Source organism: Mucilaginibacter sp. AK015, from assembly GCF_014200785.1.
In the GTDB taxonomy this organism is placed as follows: domain Bacteria; phylum Bacteroidota; class Bacteroidia; order Sphingobacteriales; family Sphingobacteriaceae; genus Mucilaginibacter.
Genome location: NZ_JACHCV010000005.1, coordinates 189,719 through 216,563 on the forward strand (window position 1 = coordinate 189,719; position 26,845 = coordinate 216,563).

General features: G+C 43.8%; 27 protein-coding genes. 9 read left to right on the forward strand and 18 right to left on the reverse strand.

Annotated features, from left to right (window positions below; genetic code table 11):
* Positions 1-191 precede the first annotated feature (191 nt).
* A complete protein-coding gene (gene dprA / locus HDC91_RS18255) occupies positions 192-1,217 on the forward strand; it encodes a DNA-processing protein DprA (RefSeq protein WP_370576860.1) in 1,026 nt (341 codons plus the stop codon).
* Positions 1,218-1,281: 64 nt separating this feature from the next.
* Here dprA and HDC91_RS18260 read toward each other — a convergent pair whose 3' ends face one another.
* The 8 genes from HDC91_RS18260 to sppA all read right to left on the reverse strand — a co-directional run bounded on the left by HDC91_RS18260 (position 1,282) and on the right by sppA (position 9,471).
* Positions 1,282-1,764 carry a histidine phosphatase family protein gene (locus HDC91_RS18260; protein ID WP_183554632.1) on the reverse strand — a complete coding sequence of 161 codons (483 nt, stop codon included), beginning with the start codon at positions 1,762-1,764 and terminating at the stop codon, positions 1,282-1,284.
* A 63-nt stretch (positions 1,765-1,827) separates the two neighbouring features.
* On the reverse strand, positions 1,828-2,451 hold the full coding sequence (locus HDC91_RS18265) for a porin family protein (RefSeq protein ID WP_183554634.1): 624 nt from the start codon (positions 2,449-2,451) through the stop codon (positions 1,828-1,830).
* Positions 2,452-2,508: 57 nt separating this feature from the next.
* Positions 2,509-3,477: a glycosyltransferase family 9 protein gene (locus tag HDC91_RS18270; RefSeq protein WP_183554636.1), complete on the reverse strand. Its 969-nt coding sequence runs from the start codon at positions 3,475-3,477 to the stop codon at positions 2,509-2,511.
* Positions 3,478-3,530: 53 nt separating this feature from the next.
* Positions 3,531-4,043, reverse strand: coding sequence for a D-glycero-beta-D-manno-heptose 1-phosphate adenylyltransferase (rfaE2, locus tag HDC91_RS18275; RefSeq protein WP_183554638.1), 513 nt, complete (start codon positions 4,041-4,043; stop codon positions 3,531-3,533).
* A 197-nt stretch (positions 4,044-4,240) separates the two neighbouring features.
* On the reverse strand, positions 4,241-4,795 hold the full coding sequence (locus HDC91_RS18280) for a D-sedoheptulose 7-phosphate isomerase (protein WP_183554640.1): 555 nt from the start codon (positions 4,793-4,795) through the stop codon (positions 4,241-4,243).
* A 22-nt stretch (positions 4,796-4,817) separates the two neighbouring features.
* Positions 4,818-5,810, reverse strand: a complete 993-nt coding sequence (gene rfaE1 / locus HDC91_RS18285; protein WP_183554642.1) for a D-glycero-beta-D-manno-heptose-7-phosphate kinase — start codon at positions 5,808-5,810, stop codon at positions 4,818-4,820.
* 75 nt (positions 5,811-5,885) lie between these two features.
* The gene (locus tag HDC91_RS18290; protein ID WP_183554644.1) at positions 5,886-7,565 is read right to left on the reverse strand and encodes a DNA polymerase/3'-5' exonuclease PolX; all 1,680 of its coding nucleotides are present in this window, start codon (positions 7,563-7,565) and stop codon (positions 5,886-5,888) included.
* 118 nt (positions 7,566-7,683) lie between these two features.
* Entirely contained in the window at positions 7,684-9,471 is a 1,788-nt protein-coding gene (gene sppA, locus HDC91_RS18295; RefSeq protein ID WP_183554646.1) for a signal peptide peptidase SppA, read from the reverse strand.
* A gap of 82 nt (positions 9,472-9,553) precedes the next feature.
* Here sppA and folK point away from each other — a divergent pair, with 82 nt between their 5' ends.
* Positions 9,554-10,033: a 2-amino-4-hydroxy-6-hydroxymethyldihydropteridine diphosphokinase gene (gene folK / locus HDC91_RS18300; RefSeq protein ID WP_183554648.1), complete on the forward strand. Its 480-nt coding sequence runs from the start codon at positions 9,554-9,556 to the stop codon at positions 10,031-10,033.
* A gap of 23 nt (positions 10,034-10,056) precedes the next feature.
* Positions 10,057-10,434 (forward strand): Hpt domain-containing protein, encoded by a 378-nt coding sequence (locus HDC91_RS18305; protein WP_162432939.1) that lies wholly within the window; start codon positions 10,057-10,059, stop codon positions 10,432-10,434.
* A 138-nt stretch (positions 10,435-10,572) separates the two neighbouring features.
* On the opposite strand, the gene purS is transcribed toward HDC91_RS18305, so the two are convergent.
* The 3 genes from purS to rho form a co-directional block, all read right to left on the reverse strand.
* Positions 10,573-10,830 (reverse strand): phosphoribosylformylglycinamidine synthase subunit PurS, encoded by a 258-nt coding sequence (purS, locus tag HDC91_RS18310; RefSeq protein WP_183554650.1) that lies wholly within the window; start codon positions 10,828-10,830, stop codon positions 10,573-10,575.
* Positions 10,831-10,866: 36 nt separating this feature from the next.
* Positions 10,867-11,607, reverse strand: a complete 741-nt coding sequence (pssA, locus tag HDC91_RS18315) for a CDP-diacylglycerol--serine O-phosphatidyltransferase (RefSeq protein ID WP_162432937.1) — start codon at positions 11,605-11,607, stop codon at positions 10,867-10,869.
* Between the two features lie 89 nt (positions 11,608-11,696).
* Positions 11,697-13,322, reverse strand: coding sequence for a transcription termination factor Rho (gene rho, locus HDC91_RS18320; RefSeq protein WP_183554652.1), 1,626 nt, complete (start codon positions 13,320-13,322; stop codon positions 11,697-11,699).
* A 259-nt stretch (positions 13,323-13,581) separates the two neighbouring features.
* Between rho and pyrF the strand changes: the two genes are divergently transcribed.
* The gene (pyrF, locus tag HDC91_RS18325) at positions 13,582-14,412 is read left to right on the forward strand and encodes an orotidine-5'-phosphate decarboxylase (RefSeq protein ID WP_183554746.1); all 831 of its coding nucleotides are present in this window, start codon (positions 13,582-13,584) and stop codon (positions 14,410-14,412) included.
* Positions 14,413-14,487: 75 nt separating this feature from the next.
* Here the strand turns inward: pyrF and HDC91_RS18330 are convergent, their stop codons facing one another.
* The 6 genes from HDC91_RS18330 to trpS form a co-directional block, all read right to left on the reverse strand.
* Complete coding sequence (locus tag HDC91_RS18330) at positions 14,488-15,021, reverse strand: pyridoxamine 5'-phosphate oxidase family protein (protein ID WP_183554654.1); 534 nt, start codon at positions 15,019-15,021, stop codon at positions 14,488-14,490.
* A gap of 182 nt (positions 15,022-15,203) precedes the next feature.
* On the reverse strand, positions 15,204-16,574 hold the full coding sequence (locus HDC91_RS18335) for an exonuclease domain-containing protein (RefSeq protein WP_183554656.1): 1,371 nt from the start codon (positions 16,572-16,574) through the stop codon (positions 15,204-15,206).
* A gap of 156 nt (positions 16,575-16,730) precedes the next feature.
* On the reverse strand, positions 16,731-18,572 hold the full coding sequence (yidC, locus tag HDC91_RS18340) for a membrane protein insertase YidC (RefSeq protein WP_183554658.1): 1,842 nt from the start codon (positions 18,570-18,572) through the stop codon (positions 16,731-16,733).
* Between the two features lie 21 nt (positions 18,573-18,593).
* The gene (locus HDC91_RS18345; protein ID WP_162432932.1) at positions 18,594-20,204 is read right to left on the reverse strand and encodes a CTP synthase; all 1,611 of its coding nucleotides are present in this window, start codon (positions 20,202-20,204) and stop codon (positions 18,594-18,596) included.
* A 361-nt stretch (positions 20,205-20,565) separates the two neighbouring features.
* Positions 20,566-21,180, reverse strand: a complete 615-nt coding sequence (locus HDC91_RS18350; RefSeq protein WP_183554660.1) for a deoxynucleoside kinase — start codon at positions 21,178-21,180, stop codon at positions 20,566-20,568.
* Positions 21,181-21,306: 126 nt separating this feature from the next.
* Positions 21,307-22,302, reverse strand: coding sequence for a tryptophan--tRNA ligase (gene trpS / locus HDC91_RS18355; protein ID WP_183554662.1), 996 nt, complete (start codon positions 22,300-22,302; stop codon positions 21,307-21,309).
* A 139-nt stretch (positions 22,303-22,441) separates the two neighbouring features.
* On the opposite strand from trpS, the gene HDC91_RS18360 reads away from it, so the two are divergent.
* From HDC91_RS18360 to HDC91_RS18375, 4 genes are all read left to right on the forward strand, one after another.
* On the forward strand, positions 22,442-23,194 hold the full coding sequence (locus HDC91_RS18360; protein WP_183554665.1) for a 1-acyl-sn-glycerol-3-phosphate acyltransferase: 753 nt from the start codon (positions 22,442-22,444) through the stop codon (positions 23,192-23,194).
* On the forward strand, positions 23,169-23,456 hold the full coding sequence (gene gatC, locus HDC91_RS18365; RefSeq protein ID WP_183554667.1) for an Asp-tRNA(Asn)/Glu-tRNA(Gln) amidotransferase subunit GatC: 288 nt from the start codon (positions 23,169-23,171) through the stop codon (positions 23,454-23,456). The genes HDC91_RS18360 and gatC overlap by 26 nt, the downstream gene beginning before the upstream one ends.
* A gap of 138 nt (positions 23,457-23,594) precedes the next feature.
* Positions 23,595-24,353 (forward strand): ABC transporter ATP-binding protein, encoded by a 759-nt coding sequence (locus HDC91_RS18370; protein ID WP_183554669.1) that lies wholly within the window; start codon positions 23,595-23,597, stop codon positions 24,351-24,353.
* 89 nt (positions 24,354-24,442) lie between these two features.
* Positions 24,443-24,748: a GIY-YIG nuclease family protein gene (locus HDC91_RS18375; RefSeq protein WP_255476790.1), complete on the forward strand. Its 306-nt coding sequence runs from the start codon at positions 24,443-24,445 to the stop codon at positions 24,746-24,748.
* A 126-nt stretch (positions 24,749-24,874) separates the two neighbouring features.
* Here the strand turns inward: HDC91_RS18375 and HDC91_RS18380 are convergent, their stop codons facing one another.
* Positions 24,875-25,498, reverse strand: coding sequence for a hypothetical protein (locus HDC91_RS18380; RefSeq protein ID WP_183554671.1), 624 nt, complete (start codon positions 25,496-25,498; stop codon positions 24,875-24,877).
* A 130-nt stretch (positions 25,499-25,628) separates the two neighbouring features.
* On the opposite strand from HDC91_RS18380, the gene HDC91_RS18385 reads away from it, so the two are divergent.
* Entirely contained in the window at positions 25,629-26,843 is a 1,215-nt protein-coding gene (locus tag HDC91_RS18385) for a penicillin-binding protein activator (RefSeq protein ID WP_183554672.1), read from the forward strand.
* Positions 26,844-26,845 lie beyond the last annotated feature (2 nt).

Sequence of the window (26,845 nt, forward strand, 5' to 3'; positions counted from 1 at the left end):
TTTTTATAGTTTGCAAACTATTTTTATAGTTTTTTTTCATGAAAGTATTTACTTGTTTAACCGTAAAAAATGCTAATTATTTTAGGAAATTTTATATTTTAGACGACCGAAGCTTATGTCGTTACAACACCAGGTTGCCTTAACATTTATTAAAAGTATTGGCTGTACCCATGCCAAAAGCCTTGTAGCGCATGCGGGCAGTGCCGAAAACGTATTTAAAACCGCCAAAGGCCAAATTTCTTAAGATATCCGGCATAGGCGAAAAAATCATCAAGCAGATAGATTTTGACCATGCCTTGCGCAAAGCCGAACAGGAGTTAAAATTCATCGACAAGAATAACATCGACGTAATATTTTATACAGATAGCCGCTATCCCAGGCGGTTAAAAGGCTGCCACGATTCGCCCGTGTTGCTATACAGTAAGGGCAATGCTAACCTAAACCCATACCATTGCGTAAGTATTGTTGGTACGCGCAACGCTACCGATTATGGCAGGCAGCTTTGCAGGCAGCTGGTTGAAGAATTACAGCAATACAACGTGTTGGTAGTAAGTGGCCTTGCCCTGGGCATTGATGTAGCCGCCCACAAAGAATGCCTTAAACAGGGTGTACCTACGGTTGGCGTGTTAGGGCACGGTCTTGATAAATTATACCCGCACCAAAACAAAGGCACCGCCGAAAAGATGCTGGAGAATGGCGGTTTGTTGAGTGAATATCCATCGGGCACTATCCCCGACAGGGAAAATTTTCCGCAGCGTAACCGTATAGTGGCGGGAATGGCCGATGCTACTATTGTGGTAGAGGCAGGGCTAAAAGGTGGCGCGCTAATAACCGCTGAAATAGCCAACAGCTATAACCGCGATGTATTCGCGTTTCCGGGAAGGCTGGGGGATGAGTATTCTGAAGGCTGCAACTTTCTGATCCGTAATAATAAAGCGGCTTTGCTTACCTGCGTTGCGGACCTGGCTTACAGCCTGGGTTGGGAAAAGAACACTGATATAAAAGCTGCACCCGAGCAATTATTGTTACCGATAGACCTATCGGCTGAGGAACGGGCAGTGTACGAAATTATCAGGCAGCATAACCAGGCACTTGCAATTGACGATTTAGCCATTAAGGCAAATATGCCCATGAGCCAGCTGGCGATGACCTTGCTGGATATGGAACTGCAGGGCTTTATCCGATCGCTTCCGGGTAAAATGTATAAGGTGAATTAAGTCTTGAGTTTTTAGTCTTAAGTCTCAAGTCGGTTTATATTACAGACTAAAGACTCAGAACCTTCTACTTAGTCTCCTTCGGGGTATCGTAATGTGCAAGTTTACCGCTTCCCTCAAAGACTTCTTGCCAGCTATCTGCGTCGAATTCAATTAAAGCAACTGAACAAGGCGGCACTTCTTTTATAACGCCGGTTAAATAATAAAGCACCTGGCTTATACCGGGATTGTGGCCCACAAGGGCTATAAAACCAAACTCCTGGGGTAAATTATATATCACGTTTAGCAGGGTGCTTTCGCTGGAGTCGTAAATATTTTTGTTGGTCAGGCTTTGTGGTAACCCCATTTCCTGCGTAAAAACATTGGCTGTTGACAAGGTGCGCAGGGCTGGGCTTGCTACCATTATCTCCGGCCTTATCCCATCGGCTATTAGCCTTGATGCCATTAGTTCGCATTGCTTAAAACCCTTGTCGGTTAAGGGCCTTTCAAAATCCGCATACCCGCTTTCGTGTGTGGCTTTGGCATGGCGAATCAGCAGTAGTTTTTTCATTTCCTCTAAAATAAAAAAAGAGGAACGCATGTCCCTCTTTTTTATAAATATTGTTTTTTCTGATTAGAATTTAAATCCTACAGAAACACCAAATACGCGGTTTTTTAATGACTCACCGTCGCTTGTATCGTTGCTGATGTTTGACAAGCCCAGGTCGTAATTAATACCTAAGATAAGGCCACCTTTAAATTCAACGCCGGCAATTCCATTTAAACCAAAATCAGTTTTCTTTAACATTCCCGGTTCGCTACCAAATTCAATGTCTTCGCTCACGGAGTTACCATCCGCATCAGTACCTTTTGCCTTACCTGATAAGCCCATGCCTACGTAAGGGCCTGCACCAAAATATACATTGCCAATAACAGCAGGTATGTGGTAAACAATATTTACCGGCACCTGCAGGTAATAAGTTTTAAAATCTGCTTCCCCATCAATACCCTCGAAAGAAAAGTTACCACCTTTACCGGTGTAGTTTAAAGCCGGCTGAATGGAAACTGCACCCACCTTAAAATCGGCAAATACACCTGCTGCAAAAGTGGTGGTTGAACCTGTTGATAAGGATAAGTTACCGCTTGATGCGCTAAGTTTTGCGAAATTTACACCACCCCTGATACCAAAGGTTGGCAACTGGGCAAAAGCGGTTGATGCTGCAAATGCACAGCAAAGCAATAGTAGAATTTTTTTCATGTATAATAAGATTTATGTTTCGGCAAAAATAATCTTTTTCCCAAGAAAAATTATCGGCTAAGTAATATTTACAAAGGTTGCAATGGGTTCTTCCGGTATATTGTACATGCACTTGAAATGACCAAGCGGGCATTTCTCTAACCCAAACTTTGAGCAAGGGCGGCAGCTAAGCTCTATACCGGCAACCATCGCGGTTTTCACCATATAAGGCTGAACTCCAAGCAGCTCAGGTACGGTACCGCCCCATATGGATACGATGGGCTTATTAAATGCTTCGGCGATGTGGGTAAGGCCGGTATCAAAACCAATAACGCTTTGCGCCTTTGATACCAGGAAAACAGATTCGTCAAGCGAGGTTACACCGCAGGCATTATAAACGTTAGCGCCAACCGCTGCTGCTATTTCTTCGCCGTTTGCTTTAACGTCGTTGCCGCCTAATAATGCTATTGGATAGTTAAGCTGTTTGCAAAGGCTGATGATCTTTTTATTGGGCATACGTTTGGTAAAGTGCGTGGCGCCTATAACAAATGCTACATAATTGTTTTGGTGCGATGCAGGCAGCAGCGCCTGCAACTGGTGATCTTGTTTAATATAATAATCTATCGGGCGGCCATCATTGGTAACCCCCAAAAAGGCTACAGCCTTTAAATAACGGTCGACAAGGTGTACCGGTGGCACAAGCTTTATATTAAGCTTTAAGCTCAGCCATTTACGTATGGTTTGTTTTTTATAGGTAGACGATTTTATACCGGTGCGCAATTTAATGATCGCGGTACGTAAATTATTATGCAGGTCGATAATGTAGTCGTAACCCTCTGATTTGATATCGGCGATCGTATCTGATAGGTTTGGTTTTAATAACAGCAGCTTATCAACATATGGGTTATTATCGTAAATATATTTAAATGCGGGTTTGGTAATAAAGTGTATCTCGGCATCGGGCAGTTGCGTTTTAAGGCAACGCACCACAGGAGTGGTGTATATAATATCGCCCATCGAGCTGAAACGGATTACCAGTATCTTCATTATTTATTTCGGATTTCGAATGTTCGATTTCGGATTTCTAAACTTTTAGATTTTTACCTTGCAGTCCCACTTTGCGCTTTTATTTTGTTGATGATATTAGTGGATGAATACCCCTCAACCAATGTAATGGTTTTAACCTCGCCGCCATTAGCCAATACCTCTTTGGCGCCGGCAATGTTTTCAACAGTATAATCTGCGCCTTTTACCAGTACATCGGGCATAAGTTGGGTTATCAATTCGCGGGGGGTATCTTCTTCAAATAAAACAACGGCATCTACAAAAAACAAGGCGGCTAACAGGGCCGCGCGGTTATTTTGATCATTAACAGGGCGATTTTCGCCTTTTAACCGTTTAACCGATGCATCGGCATTTAAACCAATAACCAGTTTATCGCCAAGCTCTGCAGCTTTGGAAAGATAGGTGATATGCCCCAGATGCAGCAGATCAAATACGCCGTTTGTAAAAACAACTTTTTTACCCCCGCTTTTCCAGGTGATGATATGCTCCTTTAGTAGCGGCAGGGTGGTTATTTTCTCAAGGAGTGTTTTTTCAAGATCGTGGCGCATGGTATAAAATTAAAAAAATAATTGGGTAACGCCCCGATGAGCTACTGTGTATACACATCGCTATTCCGCAGTCGCCCGGCTCCAGCCGGGTGACTATTATTATGCGGCGTTTCGCCGCAGTGTGCTGGTATACAGGCGGCCAGAGGCCTTATAATAATCATCACTCGACTATAGCCGAGTGATTGCAATAAAGATTATTAATACGCATCATCCACAGCCTTACACATAACGTGACCAATAAGGATGTGCATTTCCTGGATACGTGCGGTAACTTCAGATGGGATAACGATATTCAGGTCGCACAAACCATTCATTTTACCGCCATCGCGGCCGGATAAACCCAGCGTTTTGCAGCCTATATTACGCGCTGTTTCAAAGGCGTTTAAAATGCCCTGGCTGTTGCCGCTGGTTGATATACCGATAAACAGATCGCCGGATTGGGCCAGCGCTTCGACCTGGCGTGAGAATACATGATGGTACCCATAATCGTTAGCTATGGCCGTAAGCGCAGATGTATCAACCGTTAAGGCTATGCCGGGCAGGGCTTTACGCTCTTTTACAAACCGACCGCTAAGCTCGGCGGCAATATGCTGTGCATCAGCGGCGCTGCCGCCGTTACCGGCAATTAAAACCTTTTTACCATCTTTTAATACCGAAACCATAGTACGGCAGGCCAATTCAATATCGCCCGACAGGTCCTCTATAACCTTTTGTATCAAATTACGATGTTCATATAATTCTTCAAGTACCATCTCTTTATTTCGGATTTAAAAATTAGTGTTTAGAATTTCTAACCTCTATATCTTCCAGTATTTCATCAACTGTTGTTACGGCGCTTCCGGTTTGCCTTATTACAATAGCGGCGGCATGGTTGGCCAGTTCGCAGGCTTCTTCTACATTTAGGCCCTGCGCCATAAAATAAGCCATTGCTGCAAGCACTGTATCGCCGGCCCCTGTAACATCAAACACCGAGGTGGCCTTTACAGGCAGCAGTTTATAAGCCAGTTCGCTGATAATAACCATACCTTGTTCTGATAAGGTTACCACTATATATTCGGCGCCCGTTTGTTTAATAATAACGCGGGCGGCTTGCTGCAGTTCATCAATATTGGTAATTTTTTCTGTTTTAGCGGCTTCGGCAAGCTCCTTACGATTAGGTTTGATAATAAAAGCGCCTTTATACTTGCCATAGTTAAGCCCTTTAGGGTCAATAACTACTTTTTTGCCCATGCGCCCGGCTTCTTCAATAAGTTGTTGCGCAAGCCCTTCAGAAAAAAGGCCTTTGTTGTAATCTGACAAAACCACAATATCCGCCTGGCCTATGTTGGTTTTTATACCTTCTAAAAAACGGCGTTGTAAATCTTCATTTAACGGATTAGTTACTTCCCTGTCTACGCGGACCAACTGGTGGCTGCCCGCCATTACGCGTGTTTTTGTAGTGGTAGGGCGGGTGCTGTCTTTAAAAATGCCCTCAGCGTTAATGCCTTCAGCCCTCAAAATGGTTGTTAGGCGTTCGGCATCCGCATCGTCACCGGTTATACCTGCCAGCGATACTTTTGCGCCAAGCGCTAATAAATTTTGTCCGACATTAGCAGCGCCGCCGGGAGTGGTAAACTCGTTTTTTACGTTGACTATAGGAACGGGGGCTTCGGGCGACAGCCTGGTAGCATCGCCTATAATATAGTGGTCTATCATCAGGTCGCCTATTACCAAAATGTTTGGCACCGCGCCCGACTGCAGAATTTTTCGTACTTTATCTGTTAGCATTCTGTTGTGTCATTGAGTCATTAGGTCATTGCCTTGTTCAGTCTTTGACTGACTTTCGGACGTTCCGACTTTCGGTTACCGACCTTCTCTTTTCTTTTTAAACACCTCGGTTATCTCTGTTATAGATAACGCGTTTAAGCACATATCTTTTGTTAAACCACCTTTACGGGCAACATTTATGCCATAGTACATGTCGTGGAACCCGGCGTTGCGGTGTGCATCAGGATTGATAGATAACATAACGCCCTTATTAAGCGCGTATTGATGCCAGCGCCAGTCAAGATCAAGCCTTAACGGGTTGGAGTTTATTTCAATAACCACTTTATTAGCGGCACAGGCATCAATAACTTTTTTATGGTCGATATCGTACCCTTTGCGGCTAAGCAAAAGCCTGCCTGTTGGGTGGCCCAAAATGGTAGTGTAACGGTTTTCGATAGCTTTTATTAATCGGGCAGTAGCCTTATCCTCCTGCATCTTCAGGTTAGCGTGTATAGATGCCACAATAAAATCAAAGCGTTTTAATATTTCATCCGGGTAATCCAACGATCCATCGTTCAATATATCCGATTCGATCCCTTTAAATATGCGGAAACCCTCCAGCTTTTTGTTCAGGTGATCTATCTCTTCATGCTGTTGTAAAACCCGCTCGATACTTAAACCCTTGGCATAAAAAGCGCTTTTGCTATGGTCGCTGATGCCTAAATATTCCAGCTTAAGCTCATCGCGGCAGTACAAGGCAATTTCTTCCAGCGTATTTACCCCGTCGCTCCAGGTGCTGTGATTATGCAAAGTGCCTTTCAGGTCGTGGTAACTTATCAGTGTTGGCAGGTTGTCCGCTGCAGCTTTCTCTATAAAAGACTTGCCTTCGCGCAGTTCGGCAGGCATCCACGCCAGGCCGGCTTTTTGATATATAAGCTCTTCTGTTTCGGGCAATTCAAGCGGGGTGTTTATCCGCGCCAACACCGCATCAACGTGTTCCGTATCGCCTGTATTTATAAACAGTTCATAGTAATAATTTGCCTTGTCAACGCATATAATATCAACCAGTAAACCGTTATTTAACTCGGCAGATATATGAGTGCCACTAAGGGTTACATTTTTTAGGGTATCTAATTCGGCAAGTGCCTGGTAGGCTATTTCCTGGTTCAGGCTGCCCACTACAATAACCACCTCGCTTATTATCGGACTACGGCGGCGAAACTCTCCTGCAATGTGTTTTAACGCATCCGGAAAAATACCGCGAATCTCCTCCATCAGCGCCTTAACCTCATTCTCTACCTGGGCATACAAAAACTTGCCGTTACCGGCCATCCTAAATTCCAGCACCTTTATGATCTCTTCCTGCGTTTTTAAACCGAATCCTTTTGCTTCAATAAGGCGGTTCTCGTTACAAGCGTAATAAAGTTCACCGGCATTTTCAATTCCCAGCTCTTTCCAGATGATGGCAACTTTTTTTGGTCCTATGCCTTTTATACCCATCATTTCTATGACACCATCAGGCGTTTGGGCAAGCATTTCCTGCAGCTCGGTCATGGTGCCGGTCGCTAACAGTTCGGCTATCTTGGCAGCAAGGCTTTTTCCTATACCATCTATCTTCTCTAATTCGCTTACAGTTTTGCCTGCCAGCGGAAACGGCAATTTATCAACCTTAAAAGCAGCATTAGCTATCGATTTTATTTTGAAGGGGTTAACCTCGTGCAATTCCATCAATTGCGATAGTAAGCGAAGCGCGCGTGCGATGGGTTTGTTCTCCATAATTTAGTTGTGGCGTAAAAATACAAAAGAGGTGGGGGAGTTCATAGACAATAGTTAATGGTTCATAGTTTTCCCGGTTTTTACCATGAACCATGAACCATTAGCTATAAGCGGGTGGTTATCGAATCACCACATCGTAAGGCATACGCATTTGCGGGGTGCGCATCATTTTGGTAACGCCTTTTATTTGTTCGTAATAACGGTAGTTATCGCCAAGCTCGGCTTTTACAAAATGGGCTTTCACTTCGGCTGTTAAGCCTTCGCCAAATCTGTTCAAGAAGCTTTTTTGCTCGGGGTAGCTTACTATTTTATATTCTTTAACACCGGCTTTTTTAGCTGCGGATTGTATAGCGTCGTTAATATTGCCCAACCTGTCAACCAGGCCATTTTGCAGGGCTTGCGTACCAGTCCATACACGGCCCTGGCCAATGCTGTTTATATAAGCCTGCGTTTTACCGCGGCCGGCCGCCACTGCTTTTGTAAAATCATCATAACCGCGGTTAACGCTGTTTTGCAGTATAAGTCTTTCTTCGGGGGTTAGGGGGCGGCTTACATCGCCAAGGTCGGCAAATTTGCCCGTCTTTACACCATCAAAGGTAATACCCAGCTTATCATTAAACAGTTTTTGCATATTGGGCAGCACGGCAAAAATGCCTATCGACCCGGTGATGGTATTAGGCTCGGCTATAATAGAATCGGCCGCGCAGGCTATATAATAGCCGCCTGATGCAGCCACATCGCCCATAGATACAATAATAGGTTTCACTTTTTTAGTAAGCATTACCTCGCGCCATATCACGTCAGATGCCAGCGAACTGCCTCCCGGCGAATTTACGCGCAGCACCACGGCTTTTACATTGTTGTCCATCCGTACTTTTCGCAAAGCCTTTGATATGGTTTCAGACCCTATACTGTTATCATCGCCGTTGCCACCCGAAATTTCACCCGATGCATACACAATTGCTATGCGGTTTTTGTAGCTTACATCCTTAGGGTCGGTATCTGCCCTCGTACCGCTTTTCACATAATCGTTAAGGTCAACGCTGGCCATATTATTTTTTTCCTGGAGGCCGGTACGTTTTTTCAGGTCAGATAGTATTTCGTCCTTATACTTTAAGCCATCAACCAACTTATATTTCAAAGCGTCTTCGGGTTGTTGTATACGGCCGCTATTGGCATAATTAAACAACGAATCTTTGTTGATATTGCGGCTTTTGCCTATTCCTGTAAGGAAATGATCATACATTGAGCCTAAATATGAAGTTACCTGTAAACGGTTGGCATCGCTCATTTTAGTTAACACCAATGGCTCAACAGCGCTTTTGTAAGTACCAACCTTGATGATCTGAGCCTCGATCCCCAGCTTATCAAGCGCGCCTTTCAGGAAGGTGATCTCTGAACTGAAACCCCTGAATTCGAAGATCCCCTTTGGATTAATGTAGACCTTATCGGCCACCGACGCCAGGTAATAAAAGCCTTGGGTGTAAATTTCTGAATAGGCGATCACGAATTTTTTGGATTTTTTGAAGTCGATAAGTGCGTTACGTATTTCTTCGGTAGTGGCCTGGCCACTCATCATATAGCTCTCATCCAAAAAGATGCCTTTAATATTATCATCTTTTTTAGCTTTTTTGATGCATGCCAAAATATCGTTCAGGCCGATAGCCTTTTCGCCGTCAAAGCCTAAAAAGCTCAGGTTGGCAAGCGGGTTATTTGGTGTACGTTCGCTTATGGGGTAATCAAGCTTGATATGCAGTACAGAATTTGCGTCAACGTCTACCGCTTTATCACTCCCGGCTGATAGGATAAGCCCCGATAACAGTATAAAAAACAAAAAGAAAAGGATAATTGAGGAAATAATGACGCCTAAAACACTGGCCAATACAAATTTGAAGAATTGTTTCATTAACTGTTATAAATGATCTATATATGCAAACTTAGCGATTCGCATATTATTAAGAGCCTTAAGCTCGATATTTGTTACAACAATGATTAATGTTTTTTTATTACTGGGCAGCAATCTTGGAGATCGTAATGTGTTTTTGCACAAGGCAATAGCATGCATTGAGCAGGATATAGCGCCGGTGGTTGATAGGTCGGCAGTTTACGAAACACAATCGTGGGGTAAAACCAATCAGCCCGACTATTTAAACCAGGTGATTATGCTGCAAACCAATTTAACGGCACAACAGGTTTTAGCAAAAATATTGCACATCGAAACAGTGCTGGGGCGCAGTAGGGAGGAAAAATGGGGTTCGCGCACTATTGATATTGATATTTTGTTTTATGGGGACGAAATCATCAACCAGCCCAATCTTATCGTTCCGCATCCGCAATTGCACAATCGCAGGTTTACCTTAGAGCCTTTAGGAGTGCTGGCCCCCGGTTTAATACACCCCGTATTAAATAAAACAATTTTGGAGCTGAAAAGTGATCTAAAAGACGACTTGATTGTAAAAAAATTATAATTTTGATTTGATAAACCTTTATAATGTCTGATAATTTACCAACTCAAGACCTCGATCTTTCTTTCCTTTATGAGATAGCCGATGGCAGCGATGAATTTATTGTTGATTCGATAGGCATGTTTTTAGAGCAAACACCGCAACTGCTGGATGCCATAAGCATGGCTATAAACACAGGCGATTGGGTAGTTGCAGCGCAATCGGCCCATAAACTAAAGCCAAACCTGGGCTTTTTTGGAATGCCGCTAAGCCAGGCCAATATACAGGAAGTTGAACTTGCCTGTAAAGCTGGCGGTGCAAATCCTGCAGAAATAACTGCTAAATTTAACACAGTTAAACAGGTTGTAGAAAACAATCTTATAGCACTTGAAAAAATAAAAAGAGAAAAGGAAGCGAATTTATAGAAGTCTTGAGCCGAAAGTCTTAAGTCGGAAAGTATAGAAAAAGGGAAAGGCAAAATCATATGTGATTGCCTTTCCCTTTTATGTTTATAGATATTAGCCCGTTAAACAGACTTTCGACTTAAACTTTCGATTTATAACTTATGCAACTTCCACCAGCTTAAAGCTGTAACTTTCCATGATCAGGTTGGCTAATAGGTTTTTGCAGGCCTGGTCAACTTTTGCACTGGCGGTTTCGGCGCTGTCGGCATCAATCTCAAGCGAAATATGTTTACCAATACGCACATTTTGTATCTCAGATAAGCCCAGGTTTTTCATGCTGCCGGTAACTGCCTTTCCCTGTGGGTCAAGTATCTCTTTTTTGGGCATTACATCAATTTCGGCCAGGAATTTTTTCATCAGGTGTTTTTGTTAAAGAACGGTAATAATAAGGGCTTAATAATTTTTTTTGTGGCCGCTCATTAGGGTACCGTCTGCAAATTTTAGTTGAATTAACGATAGGGTGATATACATTACTATAACCACCGGAACTGCGGCAAATTTAAAAAATAGTATGAGTATTGCCGAAAACAGCAGCAATAAATAACGATAAAAGTTTTTGTTAAAATCGCGGTTCTTAAATTTAAGCGACATCAACGGAATTTCGGCAACCAGCAGTGTACACATCACCACAATAAACAGCGACAGGCCATATGGGTTTAGGATATAGCGCGAGAGGCCATTGTATTGTGCAAGTATCAATGGTATTGAGCCTATCAGTATGGCATTTGCAGGGGTAGGCAGGCCGATAAAGCTTTCGGCCTGGCGCGTATCGGTATTAAATTTAGCCAGGCGTAATGCCGAGAATACGGGGATCAGAAATGCTATAAAGTTGAGGTACTCGCTTACATGATCAATTTGCGGCGCGCGCAAAAGCAACTCGTACATTATGGCTGATGGTAGCACGCCAAAACTCACCATATCTGCCAGCGAATCAAGGTCTTTACCGATTCCCGAAAAAGATTGCAGCACACGCGAGGCAAAGCCATCAAAAAAATCGAAAATAGCTGCCAGGAAAATGGCATAGGCGGCAAAAACAAGGTTATCCTGAAAAGTAAAAACAATGCCAATGCAGCCACTGAACAGGTTTGCACATGTAATAGCGTTTGGAAGATGTTTTTTAACCCGTCGCCTCATAATGTCATGAAGGTATCATAAATTTTACAAAAACCAAAGGAGTTATAATTAACCTTACGTTATTTATAACTCCTTTTGGTGTAAATATATTATGAATTCATGGATATCAAAAATTCTTCGTTGGTACGGGTACCTTTTATCTGCGCCTGTAAAAACTCCATTGATTCCTGCGAGTTCATATCGGCAAGGTGGTTGCGCAGTATCCAGATACGCTGCAACGTGTCGCGGTCAAGTAACAGGTCATCGCGGCGGGTGCTTGACGCGGTAATGTCAATAGCCGGGAATATACGTTTGTTTGAAAGTTTACGATCCAGTTGTAACTCCATGTTACCCGTACCCTTAAACTCTTCAAATATAACCTCGTCCATTTTAGATCCCGTTTCAGTAAGCGCTGTAGCTATAATCGTTAGCGAGCCGCCATCCTCAATGTTACGGGCCGCTCCAAAAAAGCGTTTCGGCTTGTGCAATGCGTTGGCATCAACACCACCCGATAATATTTTGCCCGATGCAGGCGCCACCGTGTTGTATGCACGCGCCAAACGAGTGATAGAGTCTAACAGGATAACTACATCGTGGCCACATTCCACCATACGTTTTGCTTTTTCTAACACAATATTAGCAATTTTTACATGTCGCTCCGCAGGTTCATCAAAGGTTGACGACACTACTTCTGCGCGCACGCTGCGGGCCATATCAGTAACCTCCTCGGGGCGTTCATCTATCAATAATATGATCAGGTACACCTCGGGGTGATTTTTGGCTATCGCGTTAGCAACATCCTTCAGCAACATGGTTTTTCCCGTTTTTGGCTGCGCGACAATTAAACCGCGCTGGCCCTTCCCAATAGGTGAAAACAGGTCCATAATACGGGTAGAGTAGTTACCCGCATCAGTAAACAAGCTCAGCTTTTCAGAGGGGAAAAGTGGCGTTAAGTGGTCAAAAGGTACCCGATCGCGCACTTCGGCAGGTATGCGGCCGTTTATAGCCTCAACCCGTACCAGCGGAAAATATTTTTCGCCCTCTTTTGGCGGGCGTATACTGCCGCGCACCGTATCGCCGGTTTTTAACCCGAACAATTTTATCTGCGATTGCGATACGTATATATCATCGGGCGAAGTAAGGTAGTTATAATCTGACGAGCGCAGGAAGCCGTAACCATCAGGCATTATTTCTAACACGCCCTCGTTAACAATTACGTTATCAAAATCAAGATTAACCGCTGGTTCCTGGTTCTTAGGCTGGTTTTGATTAGCGCGGCGATCAAATTTTTGCGGGCGGCTTTCTGCAGCAGGCTGTTCCGGCTGTCCGGCCTGCTCCGTTGTTTCTCCGGTTTCGGCTACTTCGCCAATACGGGTTGCTTCGGGGGTAGCGGCATTTTCGTTATCGTCGGTTAACGGTTCGTCATCCTCCTGGTTAAAAAGGTTAGTGTCATCCAAAGGTACTTCTATGCGTGGCTGGTCTTTGGTTTTCACAGAGCGTACACGTTTCCGTGTTTTCTCGATATTTTCGGCGGCTGCAACAGCCGGTTTTTCTGCATAATTATTTTCAACAGTGGCTTGCTGGTTTCTTGCGGCTTCTATCAATTGCTGCTGCTCAACAATTTTACCTATCAGCTGTGCTTTTCTAAGCTCATCTGCCTCTGCAATACCTAAACTTTTAGCAATTTCGCGCAACTCAGATACGAGTTTGTCGTTCAATTCGATTGTATCAGACATGATATGAATTATAGTTCAAAAGGATTTTTTATATGAAAGTTGTTTTGTGAAGCCCTGATTATGCAATTACTAAGCCCAGGTAATGTATTAGCTAATAAATAACGTGGAGATCAAAATTGTTTCTTTAGTGCAAGAAATAATGCAGGAAAACACTGCAATTTTAACGAAATTAAATTACAATGCAAATTTATTAAAAAAATAAGCTGTTAAGTTTAATTTTTTAGTTTTGCTGCACCATAACAAATTCAAAATCTACATGATATCACGCGCCCAGCTAATTGAACAGATCAAACAAAAAAAGTCGTTTTTATGCGTTGGGCTTGATACGGATATCGACAAGATCCCGGAATTTTTGAAGCAATACCCTGACCCGGCATTTGAGTTTAACAAACGCATTATTGATGCTACAAAAGATCTGTGCATTGCCTATAAACCCAACGCTGCCTTTTACGAAAGCCGAGGTTTAAAGGGCCTGCAAAGCCTTATCAGTACAGCACAATACCTGCCAAAGGACGTTTTAAGTATTATTGATGCAAAACGGGGCGATATAGGCAACACATCAGACAATTATGCCAAAGCCTTTTTTAATGAGGAAACATCGGGCATGGGCTTTGATGCTATCACCGTAACTCCTTATATGGGCAATGATAGCGTAACCCCTTATTTGAAGTACGACGGTAAATGGGTGATCATACTGGCGCTAACTTCGTCAGTAGGAAGCAAGGATTTTCAGTACCTGAACACAGGCGACGGCTACCTTTACGAAACCGTAATAAAAAAGGCAAATACCTGGGCCGGTGCCGACAGGCTGATGTTTGTTGTTGGCGCTACAAAAAGCACGGAGTTTACCGATATACGCAAGCATGCGCCCGATAACTTTTTACTGGTGCCCGGCGTTGGTGCGCAGGGTGGTAGCCTGGAGGATGTTTGTAAGTATGGTATGACGAAAGACTGCGGCCTTATTGTAAACTCATCGCGCGGCATCATTTATGCAAGCAACGGCGAAGATTTTGCCGATGCTGCCCGTGCCGAAGCACTAAAACTGCAGCGACAGATGCAGATAGAGTTACAAAAAGCGGGGGTTATTTAGAGCCAAGAAATAAGAGTCAAGAATCAAGAAAGAGTATGTCCTATGTCTTGATTCTTGACTCTTGCGTCTTTTATTCTAAACTTCCAATTTTCCTTCTATCGAATCATCGAGCGTTTTGCCGATAGCGGCGCCTACCAGTTGTTTTACGAATGCGACGGCATTGCCGTGTTTGTTATCCCAGTAGTAACCTTGTGTTGGCGATACTTTTATCACCGATATCCTCGGGTCGTCCTCACCTTCGGTAAACCAGGTTTTTAGGATGGGTTCCCATAGTTCTTTTATTTTTTCTTTATCCTCGCTTATTTCGGCAATGCCGTAAACGGTTAAAAAGTCGGAGTACTTAGAACCCTGGAACAATAACTGCACCATTGGGTCCTGTTCTATTTCCGCGTTTTTATGACTGTCGTTTGCGCTCAGAAACCACATATCGCCATTGTCGTCAACCTTTTGCGGCGACATAGGGCGGGTAGAAAAAGGCAGCCCGGTTTTAATATTGCTGCAAAAAAAGCAGCTTACACCTTCGGTCATTTCCTTTAGTTTTTTCCAGGCCTCGTTTCCTTGTAAATTCTCAAAATTATCTTCGGGTTGGTTTTGATTAATGCTATCCATAGGTTAGTTAATAATGTTATTTGATAATCTATTAACCTGCGAGAAAAAGGTTTGTTTTGAATTTCTCTGGTGAAAGGTTGAAGGAAGGGTAAGCCGGGTAAATGAATAGCGGTGACGCTATTTTGTAAGTGTGTGATATTCAAGAATGTTCATGTGTTAAGCATGAACACCGTATTGGGTTTTTACAAAACTGAAAAACTCACTTTACGTTGCGGAAATCTGTCGGCGTAACCGGTTACAATATTGCGGATATAATCGTTACCCGGGTAGGGTGTTAAGTAATTTTTAAGCGCCTGAATATTATCGGCGTTATAGTAATGAGATATATAACCCATGCCATAAAAGCGGCCTTCTTCGATGAGTATGCAGCTATGCTCGTCATCGGTACGGCCTTCGCCGCGTATAGCAAAGGTTGGTAATGCTTTTTTCAGTTCGTTAAGCGCGCCTTGTATGCGCTCGTTGTATACGTTGGGTAACTCGTGGCCCTCGCAGGCGCATGTCCCCACGTTGGCACCGTTACATGGCTGATCGTTTTTTTGGATAAAGCACAGCTTCGGGCAAAGGCCATACGTATCAATCAGGTTTAAAAGCAGGTTTCGCCCCTCGTACAGCGAATTGCAGGCATAAACTGCCGGCATATATTTGCGGTGTTTATCAACAACCAGTCGCATGTATCCGCGCTGATCTTCAAAAACGTACAGCCCGTAAGTATTTTCAAACCGCTTTAACGACCGGTTATATTTGGGCCAAAGGCGTTTTATTTCTACCGCTTCCAGCACAAAGGCAACCAGTTCGGTGCCGCATACCTGGTGGCTGATATGGTAAATATTTTTCAGGAATTCTTGTCGCTGTGCATTAGGGTTGTTGCCGGTAAAATGGCTGCATACCCTTTTGCGGATATTTTTTGCCTTGCCTACGTAAATCACCTTCCCTTTTTGATCATGAAAGTAATATACGCCGGTCATGTTTGGCAGCGCCTCGATATCAGCTTTCGGCAGGTTAGCTGGCAGTACCTGTTCTTTGCTGTTTTGCTTCAAAGCCTGGGCAATATGGTTGTTGGTATCGCTTTTTAGGTACAAACCGAACAATTGCGCGGTAGCCTCGGCATCCCCCATGGCACGGTGGCGGCTATTGTTTTGGATACCCAGGTGCGTACAAAGCTTACCCAAGCTGTATGACATCAACCCAGGCATAATTTTACGACCCAAACGTACGGTACAAAGTTTATTTGCGTTTAAATCGTAACCAGCGGCGTTAAGGTGATAACGCAGGAAAGAGTAGTCGAAGTTTACATTGTGAGCTACAAATATCTGCCCCTTAAGCAGATGGTATATCTCGTGTGCCACATCCTCAAAAACGGGGGCGGTTTGCACCATTTCGTTAGTGATACCTGTTAATGCGCGGATATACACCGGGATATCACGCTGGGGGTTTACCAGCGTTTCAAAGCGACGGGTAACCTTTTTGCCATCATGTATACATATAGCAATCTCTGTAATGCCATTAGCGCTGGCATGCCCGCCCGTCGTCTCGATATCTACAATTGCATACATGGTTTCAAATATAAAACATTTTTGCTAATAATATTAGTCGGAAGTCCGAAAGTCCGGAAGTCCGAAGTTTGGAAGAAAATGAGCAGCAAAAAAAATCCTGATAGTATTACACTACCAGGATATATCTTTCGGACTTTCGGACTTCCAACTTTCGGACTATTTTCCTTTCTTCGCCTGTATTTGTTGCTGCTGGCGCATCATTTCTTCCATTTTGGCAGCGAAGCCTGATTTCTTCTTTTTAGGATCATCTGGTTTCTTTTTGTTTTCCTGGATCTGGGCGTGTATCTTTTTATCATCAACCATCAGCCTGATCATATATTGCTGCGCGAATGTCAGCATGTTGGCTAAAAAGTAGTAATAGTTCAAACCTGAGGGATAGCTGTTTAATGTAGCCAGGAAAATGATAGGGGTTATATACCCTATATATTTCATTTGCCCGGTAGCGCCAGATATCTGATTATTAAAATAAGTGTATATCAATGTAGATATGGTCATTAGCAAACACATTAAGCTGATGTGGTTACCAATAAAAGGGATCTTCCCAAAAGTAATTACCGCATCGTAGGTCGAAAGATCATGCATCCACAAAAAGCTTTCGCCCCTAAGCTCAAACAAGCTTGGGAAAAAGCGGAAGAAGGCGATCACAATCGGCATTTGTATCAGCAGCGGCAAGCAGCCTCCCAGCGGGTTTACCCCTGCTTTTTTGTAAAGCTTTAAATATTCCTGTTGTAAAAGGGTAGGGTTATCCTCGCCAACCTTACCTTTTATCTCGTCCATTTCAGGCTTAAGCACACGCATTTTAGCCATGCTTAGGTACGATTTATAGGTAAGCGGCGCCAACACCAGCTTAAGTACAATGGTTAATATCAAAATGATAATACCATAGTTCCAGTTAAACTTATTTAAAAAGTTAAACAGTGGTAATACAGCAAACTGGTTGATGTATTTTAACGGCCCCCAGCCCAGGTTAACCAGCTTTTGCAGGTCGTAGCCCTGTTCTTTAAGCGTGTTAAAGCGGTTAGGGCCAAAGTAAAATTCAAGCGGGGCCGAGCCATCGGCATTACGGTTAAGCGTAAGGTCGGCCTTCATTTGTTTTACGTCGGTGGTGTCGGCCACGTCGGTAGCAACGTTAAGGTCAGATTTTGTTATGCCGCCCTTGGCGATGAGTACATTCGAAAAGAAATGCTGTTTAAAGGCAACCCACTGTAGCTTTTTATCTGTAATCGATTTCTGATCGTCCTTAGCCTCGCTTAAGTAATCTACTTCGTTTTCGGTGTTTTTGAAATAAACAGTACTGTACTGGCGCTCCTGGGCAATGTCTTTTTCCTGCTTAGGCAGGCTTGCAGCCCAGTTAAGGTTATAAACGTTGCTGTTAGCAACAACCTGGTCTAACCCGGTTGATTTTATATTAAGGCCCAGTTTAAAGCCTTTGCCTTTAAGCGTATATATATAATCTATATACTGGGTGGGGCTATAGCTTAAGCGCATGGTAACCGATCCCGAATCCTGTTCAGCAACCTTTAATGATGTTGCGGTAGGGGTAAAGTACAAGTCATTTGTATTCAGGTTCCTGTCGCCGGCTTTAAGGGTTATACCAAACTTATTTGTATTGCCTTCAAACAGTATCAGGGGTTTTTTATCAAAAGTTTTGTAATTTTTTAGCTCGGCGCTAAAAATACGACCGCCTTTTGTAGATAGCTTTAAGCGCAGCTCTTTATTTTCGATGGTTACAAATTGCTCGGTGCCTATGGTAGCCGCGCCGAAAGGTGTTTTTAAAACAGCAGAATCAACACCTGCTTTTTTAACGGTATCGGCTTTAACAGCCACAGTAGTAGTTGCTGCTGAAGCCTGTGTTTTGATCAGGCCTTTTTTTATCGAATCCTGGTGAACAGTAAGCTGTTCTTTTTTGATGTCGGCTTCCGAGGGTTTCATAACCCATATGCCAACACCCATGATGATCATGATCAGGAATAACCCTGTAAAAGTATTTTTATCCATTATGTGTGTATCGTACTAAAATTAGTTCTTGCGGGCGTAAGCCAGCGAAGCGGCGACAAAGTTAATAAAAAGTGGGTGCGGATTAGCAACCGTTGATTTTAATTCGGGGTGAAACTGCGCGCCTACAAAAAACGGGTGATTTTTAAGCTCTACAACTTCAACAAGGCCATTATCAGGATTGATACCCGATGGTACCAGGCCGGCCTGCTCGTAATCTTTCAAATATTTGTTGTTAAACTCAAAACGATGCCTGTGGCGCTCGCTGATATGTGTTTTACCGTAAGCAAGGGCTGCCTTGCTGTTCTTTTTCAGATCGCATGGGTATGCGCCCAAACGCATGGTTCCGCCCTTATTTACAATTCCTTTTTGCTCTTCCATCATATCAATTACCGGATGAGGCGTATCGGGGTTCATTTCGGTGCTGCTGGCGTCCTTTAACCCTAAAACATTGCGCCCAAACTCAACTACCGAACATTGCATCCCCAGGCAAATGCCAAAGAACGGGATATTGTTTTCGCGCACATAGCGTATAGCCTCTATCTTACCTTCAAAGCCACGCTCGCCAAAGCCCGGTGCAACCAATACGCCATGCAGGCCGCGCAATTTTTCGATAGCGTTAACCGGCGTTAACTGTTCTGACGGGATGTATTGTACACGTACCTTGCACTCGTTTTTTGCACCGGCATGTATAAACGCCTCTATAATTGATTTATAAGCATCCGGCAGCTCTACATATTTACCTACCAACCCAATTTTCACTTCAGAAGTAGGGTTTTTCAAACGGCCCAGAAAATCCTTCCAGTTTTCCAGGTTTGGCTCGTTTTTGTGCGATAACTTTAACTTTGTTAAAACCGTTTTGTCCAGTTGTTCTTTCAGCATCAGCAACGGCACATCATAAATCGTCGACGCGTCCATGGATTCGACAACGGCGTTGATGTTAACGTTACAAAACAATGCTATTTTTTTTCTGATATCGGCGTTTATATGGTGCTCGGTACGGCACACCAGTATATCAGGCTGTATACCATACTCAAGCAGCATTTTAACAGAGTGCTGGGTAGGTTTGGTCTTTAGTTCGCCGGCAGCGGCTAAAAACGGTATAAGCGTAAGGTGTATCACCAGCGCGTTGCCAGAGCCCGCTTCCCATTTAAACTGTCTTACGGCTTCCACAAACGGTAACGACTCGATATCTCCTACGGTACCGCCTATCTCGGTAATTACAATATCGTAATCGCCGGTTTCGCCCAGTATGCGCATGTTGCGTTTTATCTCATCGGTAATATGGGGTACAACCTGTACGGTTTTACCAAGGAATGCGCCTTCGCGTTCGCGATTGATTACGTTCTGGTAAATACGGCCGGTGGTGATGTTATTGGCTTTTGAGGTAGGCGTGTTTAAAAAACGCTCGTAGTGGCCAAGGTCAAGGTCGGTTTCGGCGCCATCCTCGGTAACATAGCATTCGCCATGTTCGTAAGGGTTTAAGGTACCCGGATCAATGTTAATGTAAGGATCGAATTTTTGGATGGTGACGCGGTAGCCGCGTGCCTGTAAAAGTTTAGCTAATGAGGCCGAAATAATGCCTTTTCCTAACGATGAGGTAACTCCACCCGTAACAAAAATGTATTTAGTCATGATTTTTTTGAAATCCGGTAAGCGGTTTTTATGCCGAAACCAATTGTTTGTGTACGGGATACAAAAGTAGTAAATTTTGCGGTATTTGCAGGCTTAAGTTATAAATGTTGAAAAGGTTTTGGTTATTGAAAGTTATAGCGGCTTACTGTCAGAAGGATGTATATAAGTATCAATGAAGTGTTCACGTTCGCGCCACGTGAACACCGTGAACAAACGTGAACGCCTGATAATCAGAACTATGAAAATATTGGTGACACAACAACGTCACTACGTTTATTATCTGTGATTATTGCATTGACAATATAGTGTGCTCTGTAACTGCAAAAGCGGCTGTTTGCGTGGCGGGGCCGGTATCTGATAATTAAAACAACCCGTTTATTTCGCGCTCTATCAGGTTTACAATGGTGGCCATGTCTTCGGTGTTGTTGGCAAAGTCAAGGTTGTCCTTATCAAGCACCAGCAGTTTGCCCAAATTGTAGCCCTTTATCCACTTGTCGTATTTCTCGTTGAGTTTAGACAGGTAATCTATCCTGATGCCTATTTCATATTCGCGGCCGCGGCGCTGTATGTTGTTAACCAGGGTAGGCACGCTGGCCTTTAGATAAACAAGCAGGTCGGGTGGTTTGATAAATTCGGTAATATTATCAAACATGCTTTGATAATTCTTGTAATCGCGGGTGGTCATCAGGCCCATATCGTGCAGGTTCTCGGCAAAAATGTGGGCATCCTCGTAAATGGTGCGGTCCTGTATAATATTACGGCCGCCTTTCTGAATATCCACTATCTGGCGGTAACGGCTGTTCAGGAAATATATCTGCAGGTTAAAGCTCCAGCGCTTCATTTCGTTGTAAAAATCTTCCAGGTAGGGGTTATTGTCAACCGCCTCAAAAAGGGGTTCCCATCCGTAATTTTTCGCTAACATTTCGGTAAGGGTGGTTTTACCGGCGCCAATATTTCCTACAATAGCTATGTGCATACTTTTATTGCGATTATTTGTTCATGGTTAACAGATCATAGTTCATGGTCAGGAGGCCACCGCTCAAACACATTAGCTACATCGCTAATATACACTATGAACTACGAACCATCAACTATCAACCATCTAAAAACTTCTGAAACCGATAATTTCACGTACTTCCTTAATGGTTTTTGAAGCACTTTCGCGGGCTTTGGCCGCACCGTACCGGGCAACCTGCCTTAATAAAGGTGCATCGTTGGCTATGTCGTTTATTTTTTCGCGTATGGGTGCCGTCGCGATGATCATATCCTCGGCAAGCTGCTTTTTAAGGTCGCCGTAGCGGATAGCGCAGGTGTTATACAGGTTATCAAAATGTGCCAGTGTATCAGGTGCCGATACTACCTTCATCAGGTCGAAAAGGTTTTGTATCTCCTGAGGCTTGGGTTGGTTTTCCTGTGTGGGGCCACCATCGGTAACCGCGCGCATTACCTTTTTGCGAATGGCCTCGGGTGTATCCGAAAGGAAAATGGCATTGCCTTCTCCTTCGCTTTTACCCATTTTGCCTTTGCCGTCAAGTCCGGGTATTTTTACAAGGCTCTCGCTAAAGTTAAATGCGTAAGGCTCGGTAAAATAGTCATTTTTATATAGCCTGTTAAAGCGGTTGCCAAACGTGCGGGTCATTTCCAGGTGTTGTTCCTGGTCTTTACCAACGGGCACTTTAGTTGCATGATGTATCAATATATCGGCAGCCATCAAAACAGGATATGTTAACAGGCCTGCGTTAACATTATCCGGATTGGCGCGTACTTTATCTTTAAACGATGTGCTGCGTTCCAGTTCGCCCTGGTATGCGTTCATGTTCAGGTACAAATAAAGTTCAATAACCTCGGGTACATCGCTCTGTAAATATATGGTTGCTTTTTCCGGGTCGATACCGGCCGCCAGGTACTCTACCAAAACCTGTTTGGCAGCGCCATGCAGATTGGCAGGCGTGGGGTGCGTGGTTAACGAGTGCAGGTCGGCTATAAAAAAGTAGCACTTATACTCGTTTTGCATTTTTACAAAGTTTTGTATCGCCCCGTAGTAATTGCCCAGGTGTAAATTCCCGGTAGATCGAATGCCGCTAACAACAGTTTCCATATAAGGGGCGAAAGTAAGTATTTTTAGTCTCACCCCAAACCCCCTCGCCGGGGGAGAGGCGCTTTTTTAAAATTCGCACCTGTAGAGCGGGATTCAGGGGGCGGCTAAAACGTCACTATTTTTTCTAATTTTGACGGCGATGAATATGATATTGAAAAAAGTGCACCTTTACCTTTACCAGGGTAGCGTGGCATTTTTTTATTTCCTGTTATGGCCCCTTATGTACTATTTTTCGCGTAAGCCGGAAAGGTATAAGCACCTTAACAGGCTGCGCCGCGTGTGGGGCGTGGTAAGTTCGTTTTGTGTGGGCATTAGGTACCAATATCATTTCGAGGAAAGTATCGACTGGACCCAAACCTATATTGTTTGCCCCAACCACACCTCTAACCTGGATATTACCGCCATGAGTGTGCTGGTAAAAAGCAACTGCTGTTTTATGGGGAAAGAAGAACTGGTAGATGGGGTGGTTACGCGCCTGTTCTTCCGCACGGTAGATATACCAGTGAACCGCGAAAGTAAGATAGCATCTTTCCGGGCGTTTAAAACCGCGATGGAGAGACTCGGAAATGGCATTACGGTTATTATATTTCCGGAAGCAACTATTCCTGATACCTACCCGCCTCATCTGCACCAGTTTAAGAACGGGCCGTTCCGCATGGCTATCGAGCTTAAAGTGCCTATTATCCCGGTTACGTCAGTAAATACATGGAAAATATTATGGGACGACGGTGATAAATATGGCTCGAAGCCGGGTGTATGTGATATATTTGTACATAAGCCTGTTGAAACGGCGCATTTAACTATTAATGATGCTGATGCCCTGCGCGACCAGGTGCACGCGATTATCAGTAAAAAGATCAAGGAAAATGACCATAGACGAACAAACGGTTGATAAAATTGCCCACCTGGCCAGGCTGCAACTTGCCGCCGATGAAAAGCAGGCCATGATAAAGGATATGAATAAGATACTGGGCTTTATGGACAAACTGAACGAGGTTGATACAACAGGCGTCGAGCCCCTTGTTTATATGACCGAAGGGCCAAACATACTGCGCGAGGATGTGGTAAAGCAGGAAATTACTACTGCCGAGGCGCTGCAAAACGCTCCCGATCATGACGGAAGCCATTTTTTGGTAGCGAAGGTTATTAAGTAGAGTCAAGATATTAGAGACAGGAGTCAAGAAAAAACATTGCTAATATTAGTCTTGGCTCTTGATTCTTAACTCTTGATTCTTTTTCAAAATCCTGTAACATTTTGTACCACTATACTGTCAAAGTAACAAAAACGGAACATGCCCATAGCTACAAAAACGGAAGAGCCCCTTATAATCATTAAGGATATCGGTAGAAAATACGTTATTGGATCTGAAATTATCCACGCGATAAAATCGGTAAGCCTAACTATTAATAAGGGGGAATTTGTTGCGCTGATGGGCCCTTCGGGTTCCGGTAAATCAACCCTGATGAATATTTTAGGGTGTTTAGATACGCCAACCAAAGGCGAATATATACTTAACGGCATAAATGTTAGCCACATGACTGATAACGACCTTGCCGAGGTGCGTAACTCTGAGATTGGCTTTGTTTTTCAAACATTTAACCTTTTACCACGCAACAGCGCCCTGGATAATGTTGCCCTGCCGCTGGTATATGCCGGTATAAGCAAAGAGAAAAGGAACGAGCGCGCCCGCATAGCCCTGGAGAATGTGGGGCTTGGCAACCGTACCGATCACCGTCCCAACGAACTTTCGGGTGGGCAGCGACAGCGCGTAGCTGTAGCCCGCGCGCTGATAAACAACCCATCTATTATCCTTGCCGATGAGCCCACCGGTAACCTGGATACAAAAACCTCGATAGAAATTATGGGCCTGATGGAAGATATCCACGCAAAAGGCAACACCATTATACTGGTTACCCACGAAGAGGATATTGCCCTGCACGCCCACCGCATTGTGCGTATGCGCGATGGCCTGGTTGAAAACGATTATAAGAACGAAAATATCATAACCGTTAGCAAGCGCGAACCCGAGGCAATTAATTTAGAAAAATAATATTCTAGTCATTGCGAGCGTAGCGTGGCAATCTTCGATGGAAAGGTAGATAAGATGCATTTATAGTAAGCTATTTTATAAATTGCACTATGATAATGCAACGTGGCGGATGTGTTTACATCATCACAAATAAAGAACACACCGTCTTATATACCGGTGTTACGTCTGATATTATAGGTCGTATATCGGATCATAAAAACAAGACTTATCCTAAAAGCTTTTCAGCAAAGTATAACTGTAATAAATTAGTTTATTATCTTTTCTATTCTCATATCGAAGAGGCAATAGCAGAAGAAAAACGGATAAAAGATAGAAATCGACAAAGTAAAATTGATTTAATAAATGCTACGAATTCGGAATGGAGAGATCTTTATGACGATTTATTAAACGAATAATATCTTGATAGTCGACAGTCCGTCATTGCAGCGATAGCGTGGCAATCTTCGACAGAAAAGTTTGAGATATGCATGTCTATGATTACCACGTCGCTATCGCTCCTCGTAATGACGTAAGAGGAATCATCAGCACTTCAACGCTGCCAGCCTGGCAACAAAATCTGCCAGGTATAAAGTGTGCTCTGGCGTTAGGGGTTTAGGATTACTGATGATGAGCGTATGCTCAAATATCTCCACCACAAAATCAGTTTCCTTTATGGCCATCATTGCGTCTCTAAAGTCCTGTTGCATGGCCAGGGCTGTTTTGTACTTATCATCGGTTAATACGTAAAAACGTTTGCTAAAAGGCCTATCCTCGCTAAAATCAAGCTCAATCGGGAATATCAATTCCCTCATTTTGTCTATATAGGTTTCGGTACGTATAAATACACGGCCAAAATCGCGTTTTAAATAAACAAGCCCTACCGGTTGCTGCTCCGTTTGATATTTGATTTTACTTTTAGCCGGATTAGCCAAAGCTTCTATCTCCACAAATAACAGGTAGCTATCTCCACAAATATTTTTAATCGCAAAGGCATCTCTTACGGTGGTTTTACGGTGGTGGTTCAACGCCTCGAACTGCTCCAGTTTAAAATCGATATAACCAGGTACCTCAATCCTGAAATTTTCTTTCAATGCCTTGCAGGTGGCCTCAAAATCATTGATTTGTGCTGCCGAAAGCCCCGTAGTGTCAAATAAAAGTTTACCCATTCCGTATAAATAAAAATCAGACTAAATTTACTAACAGATGTTACAGCTACGCAGATTTTGATTATTAACCGCGCGGCGTAAAAAATCTGTAAAATAAACGTATTTTGGGCAATAAATCTCTTATAACTAAATGAAAAGAATATTACTCCCCGTTATTACCCTTTTGGCTGCCGCGATCGCATTTCAGTCATGTAAAAAAACAAAAAAAGTAGAGGTGGTAAGGGCCATAAACATCAGGGGCTTGTTTACACTAACCGGTAGCGGAAGCACGTTGGGTAAAACCTCCAGCGCGGCCATACAGCTTGCGGCCGAAGATGTAAATAAGTACCTGGCCGCTAAGGGCGTGCCATACAGCATAGGGGTAAACGTAAACGATACCAGGCATACTGCCGACCTTGCCGTAGCACATTTTAAACAGGCAAAGGCCGACGGAATCAGCTTTATTATAGGGCCGCAAAGCAGTTCGGAACTGGCCGCATTGAAGCCCCTTGCCGATCAATCTAAAATTATTGTAATAAGCCAGAGCAGTACCGCAGGCAGCCTGGCAATTGCCGGCGACGCGATATTCCGTTTTTGCCCTTCAGACAAAATTGAAGGTGCGGCCAGCGCTAACACCATTTATAAAAGCGGTAAAAGGGGCCTGGTAACCGTTGCGCTTGACGATGCAGGCAACAAAGGCCTGCAAACCTCGGTAGGGAACGCTTTTACAGCCAAAGGCGGCGTGGTTAGCGCTGTAACACCTTACGCTGTCACTACCACAGATTACAGCGCGGTTGTTGCTGATATCAAAGCGAAGGTAGCAGATCTTTCTGCAACTTATGGCGCCGATAAGGTGGCCGTGTACCTGGCATCATTTGATGAAGGCGTGGATATATTTGAACTGGCCGCAAATGAACCAACATTATCAGCGGTTAAATGGTATGGTGGCGACGGGTCTGTATTGAGCGCTGCTTTTACCGGCAACGCCGCAGCTGCCGATTTTGCAATAGCCACCGGCTTTTCGTCTCCATCATTGGGATTACCTGCCTCGTTTGCCGCCAAGTATCAACCGATTATAGATAAAATTAAAGAAAAAACAGGCTTAGAAGCTGATGCTTTCGCGTTAGCCGCTTATGACGCTGTATGGGCTATTGCTTATACAATTGAAGCCAATAATGGTGATATCAGCGATTTTGAAAAGCTGAAGTCATCGTTTGTAGAGCAGGCTAATTCGCACCAGGGCATTAGCGGCAGCGATGCGCTTGACGAAGCAGGCGACCGCGCAACCGGTACCTTTGATTACTTTGGAATTGTTAAATCAGGCGCTACCTACAACTGGGTTAAAGTTGGAACCTCTGAAGATTAAAC

What these genes read in the sequence shown, in the direction of transcription:
- dprA (WP_370576860.1), top strand. Translation starts at nt 192, where the DNA reads ATGCGGGCAGTGCCGAAAACGTATTTAAAACCGCCAAAGGCCAAATTT.
- HDC91_RS18260 (WP_183554632.1), bottom strand. Translation starts at nt 1,764, where the DNA reads ATGAAAAAACTACTGCTGATTCGCCATGCCAAAGCCACACACGAAAGC.
- HDC91_RS18265 (WP_183554634.1), bottom strand. Translation starts at nt 2,451, where the DNA reads ATGAAAAAAATTCTACTATTGCTTTGCTGTGCATTTGCAGCATCAACC.
- HDC91_RS18270 (WP_183554636.1), bottom strand. Translation starts at nt 3,477, where the DNA reads ATGAAGATACTGGTAATCCGTTTCAGCTCGATGGGCGATATTATATAC.
- rfaE2 (WP_183554638.1), bottom strand. Translation starts at nt 4,043, where the DNA reads ATGCGCCACGATCTTGAAAAAACACTCCTTGAGAAAATAACCACCCTG.
- HDC91_RS18280 (WP_183554640.1), bottom strand. Translation starts at nt 4,795, where the DNA reads ATGGTACTTGAAGAATTATATGAACATCGTAATTTGATACAAAAGGTT.
- rfaE1 (WP_183554642.1), bottom strand. Translation starts at nt 5,810, where the DNA reads ATGCTAACAGATAAAGTACGAAAAATTCTGCAGTCGGGCGCGGTGCCA.
- HDC91_RS18290 (WP_183554644.1), bottom strand. Translation starts at nt 7,565, where the DNA reads ATGGAGAACAAACCCATCGCACGCGCGCTTCGCTTACTATCGCAATTG.
- sppA (WP_183554646.1), bottom strand. Translation starts at nt 9,471, where the DNA reads ATGAAACAATTCTTCAAATTTGTATTGGCCAGTGTTTTAGGCGTCATT.
- folK (WP_183554648.1), top strand. Translation starts at nt 9,554, where the DNA reads ATGATTAATGTTTTTTTATTACTGGGCAGCAATCTTGGAGATCGTAAT.
- HDC91_RS18305 (WP_162432939.1), top strand. Translation starts at nt 10,057, where the DNA reads ATGTCTGATAATTTACCAACTCAAGACCTCGATCTTTCTTTCCTTTAT.
- purS (WP_183554650.1), bottom strand. Translation starts at nt 10,830, where the DNA reads ATGAAAAAATTCCTGGCCGAAATTGATGTAATGCCCAAAAAAGAGATA.
- pssA (WP_162432937.1), bottom strand. Translation starts at nt 11,607, where the DNA reads ATGAGGCGACGGGTTAAAAAACATCTTCCAAACGCTATTACATGTGCA.
- rho (WP_183554652.1), bottom strand. Translation starts at nt 13,322, where the DNA reads ATGTCTGATACAATCGAATTGAACGACAAACTCGTATCTGAGTTGCGC.
- HDC91_RS18330 (WP_183554654.1), bottom strand. Translation starts at nt 15,021, where the DNA reads ATGGATAGCATTAATCAAAACCAACCCGAAGATAATTTTGAGAATTTA.
- HDC91_RS18335 (WP_183554656.1), bottom strand. Translation starts at nt 16,574, where the DNA reads ATGTATGCAATTGTAGATATCGAGACGACGGGCGGGCATGCCAGCGCT.
- yidC (WP_183554658.1), bottom strand. Translation starts at nt 18,572, where the DNA reads ATGGATAAAAATACTTTTACAGGGTTATTCCTGATCATGATCATCATG.
- HDC91_RS18345 (WP_162432932.1), bottom strand. Translation starts at nt 20,204, where the DNA reads ATGACTAAATACATTTTTGTTACGGGTGGAGTTACCTCATCGTTAGGA.
- HDC91_RS18350 (WP_183554660.1), bottom strand. Translation starts at nt 21,180, where the DNA reads ATGCACATAGCTATTGTAGGAAATATTGGCGCCGGTAAAACCACCCTT.
- trpS (WP_183554662.1), bottom strand. Translation starts at nt 22,302, where the DNA reads ATGGAAACTGTTGTTAGCGGCATTCGATCTACCGGGAATTTACACCTG.
- HDC91_RS18360 (WP_183554665.1), top strand. Translation starts at nt 22,442, where the DNA reads ATGAATATGATATTGAAAAAAGTGCACCTTTACCTTTACCAGGGTAGC.
- gatC (WP_183554667.1), top strand. Translation starts at nt 23,169, where the DNA reads ATGACCATAGACGAACAAACGGTTGATAAAATTGCCCACCTGGCCAGG.
- HDC91_RS18370 (WP_183554669.1), top strand. Translation starts at nt 23,595, where the DNA reads ATGCCCATAGCTACAAAAACGGAAGAGCCCCTTATAATCATTAAGGAT.
- HDC91_RS18375 (WP_255476790.1), top strand. Translation starts at nt 24,443, where the DNA reads ATGATAATGCAACGTGGCGGATGTGTTTACATCATCACAAATAAAGAA.
- HDC91_RS18380 (WP_183554671.1), bottom strand. Translation starts at nt 25,498, where the DNA reads ATGGGTAAACTTTTATTTGACACTACGGGGCTTTCGGCAGCACAAATC.
- HDC91_RS18385 (WP_183554672.1), top strand. Translation starts at nt 25,629, where the DNA reads ATGAAAAGAATATTACTCCCCGTTATTACCCTTTTGGCTGCCGCGATC.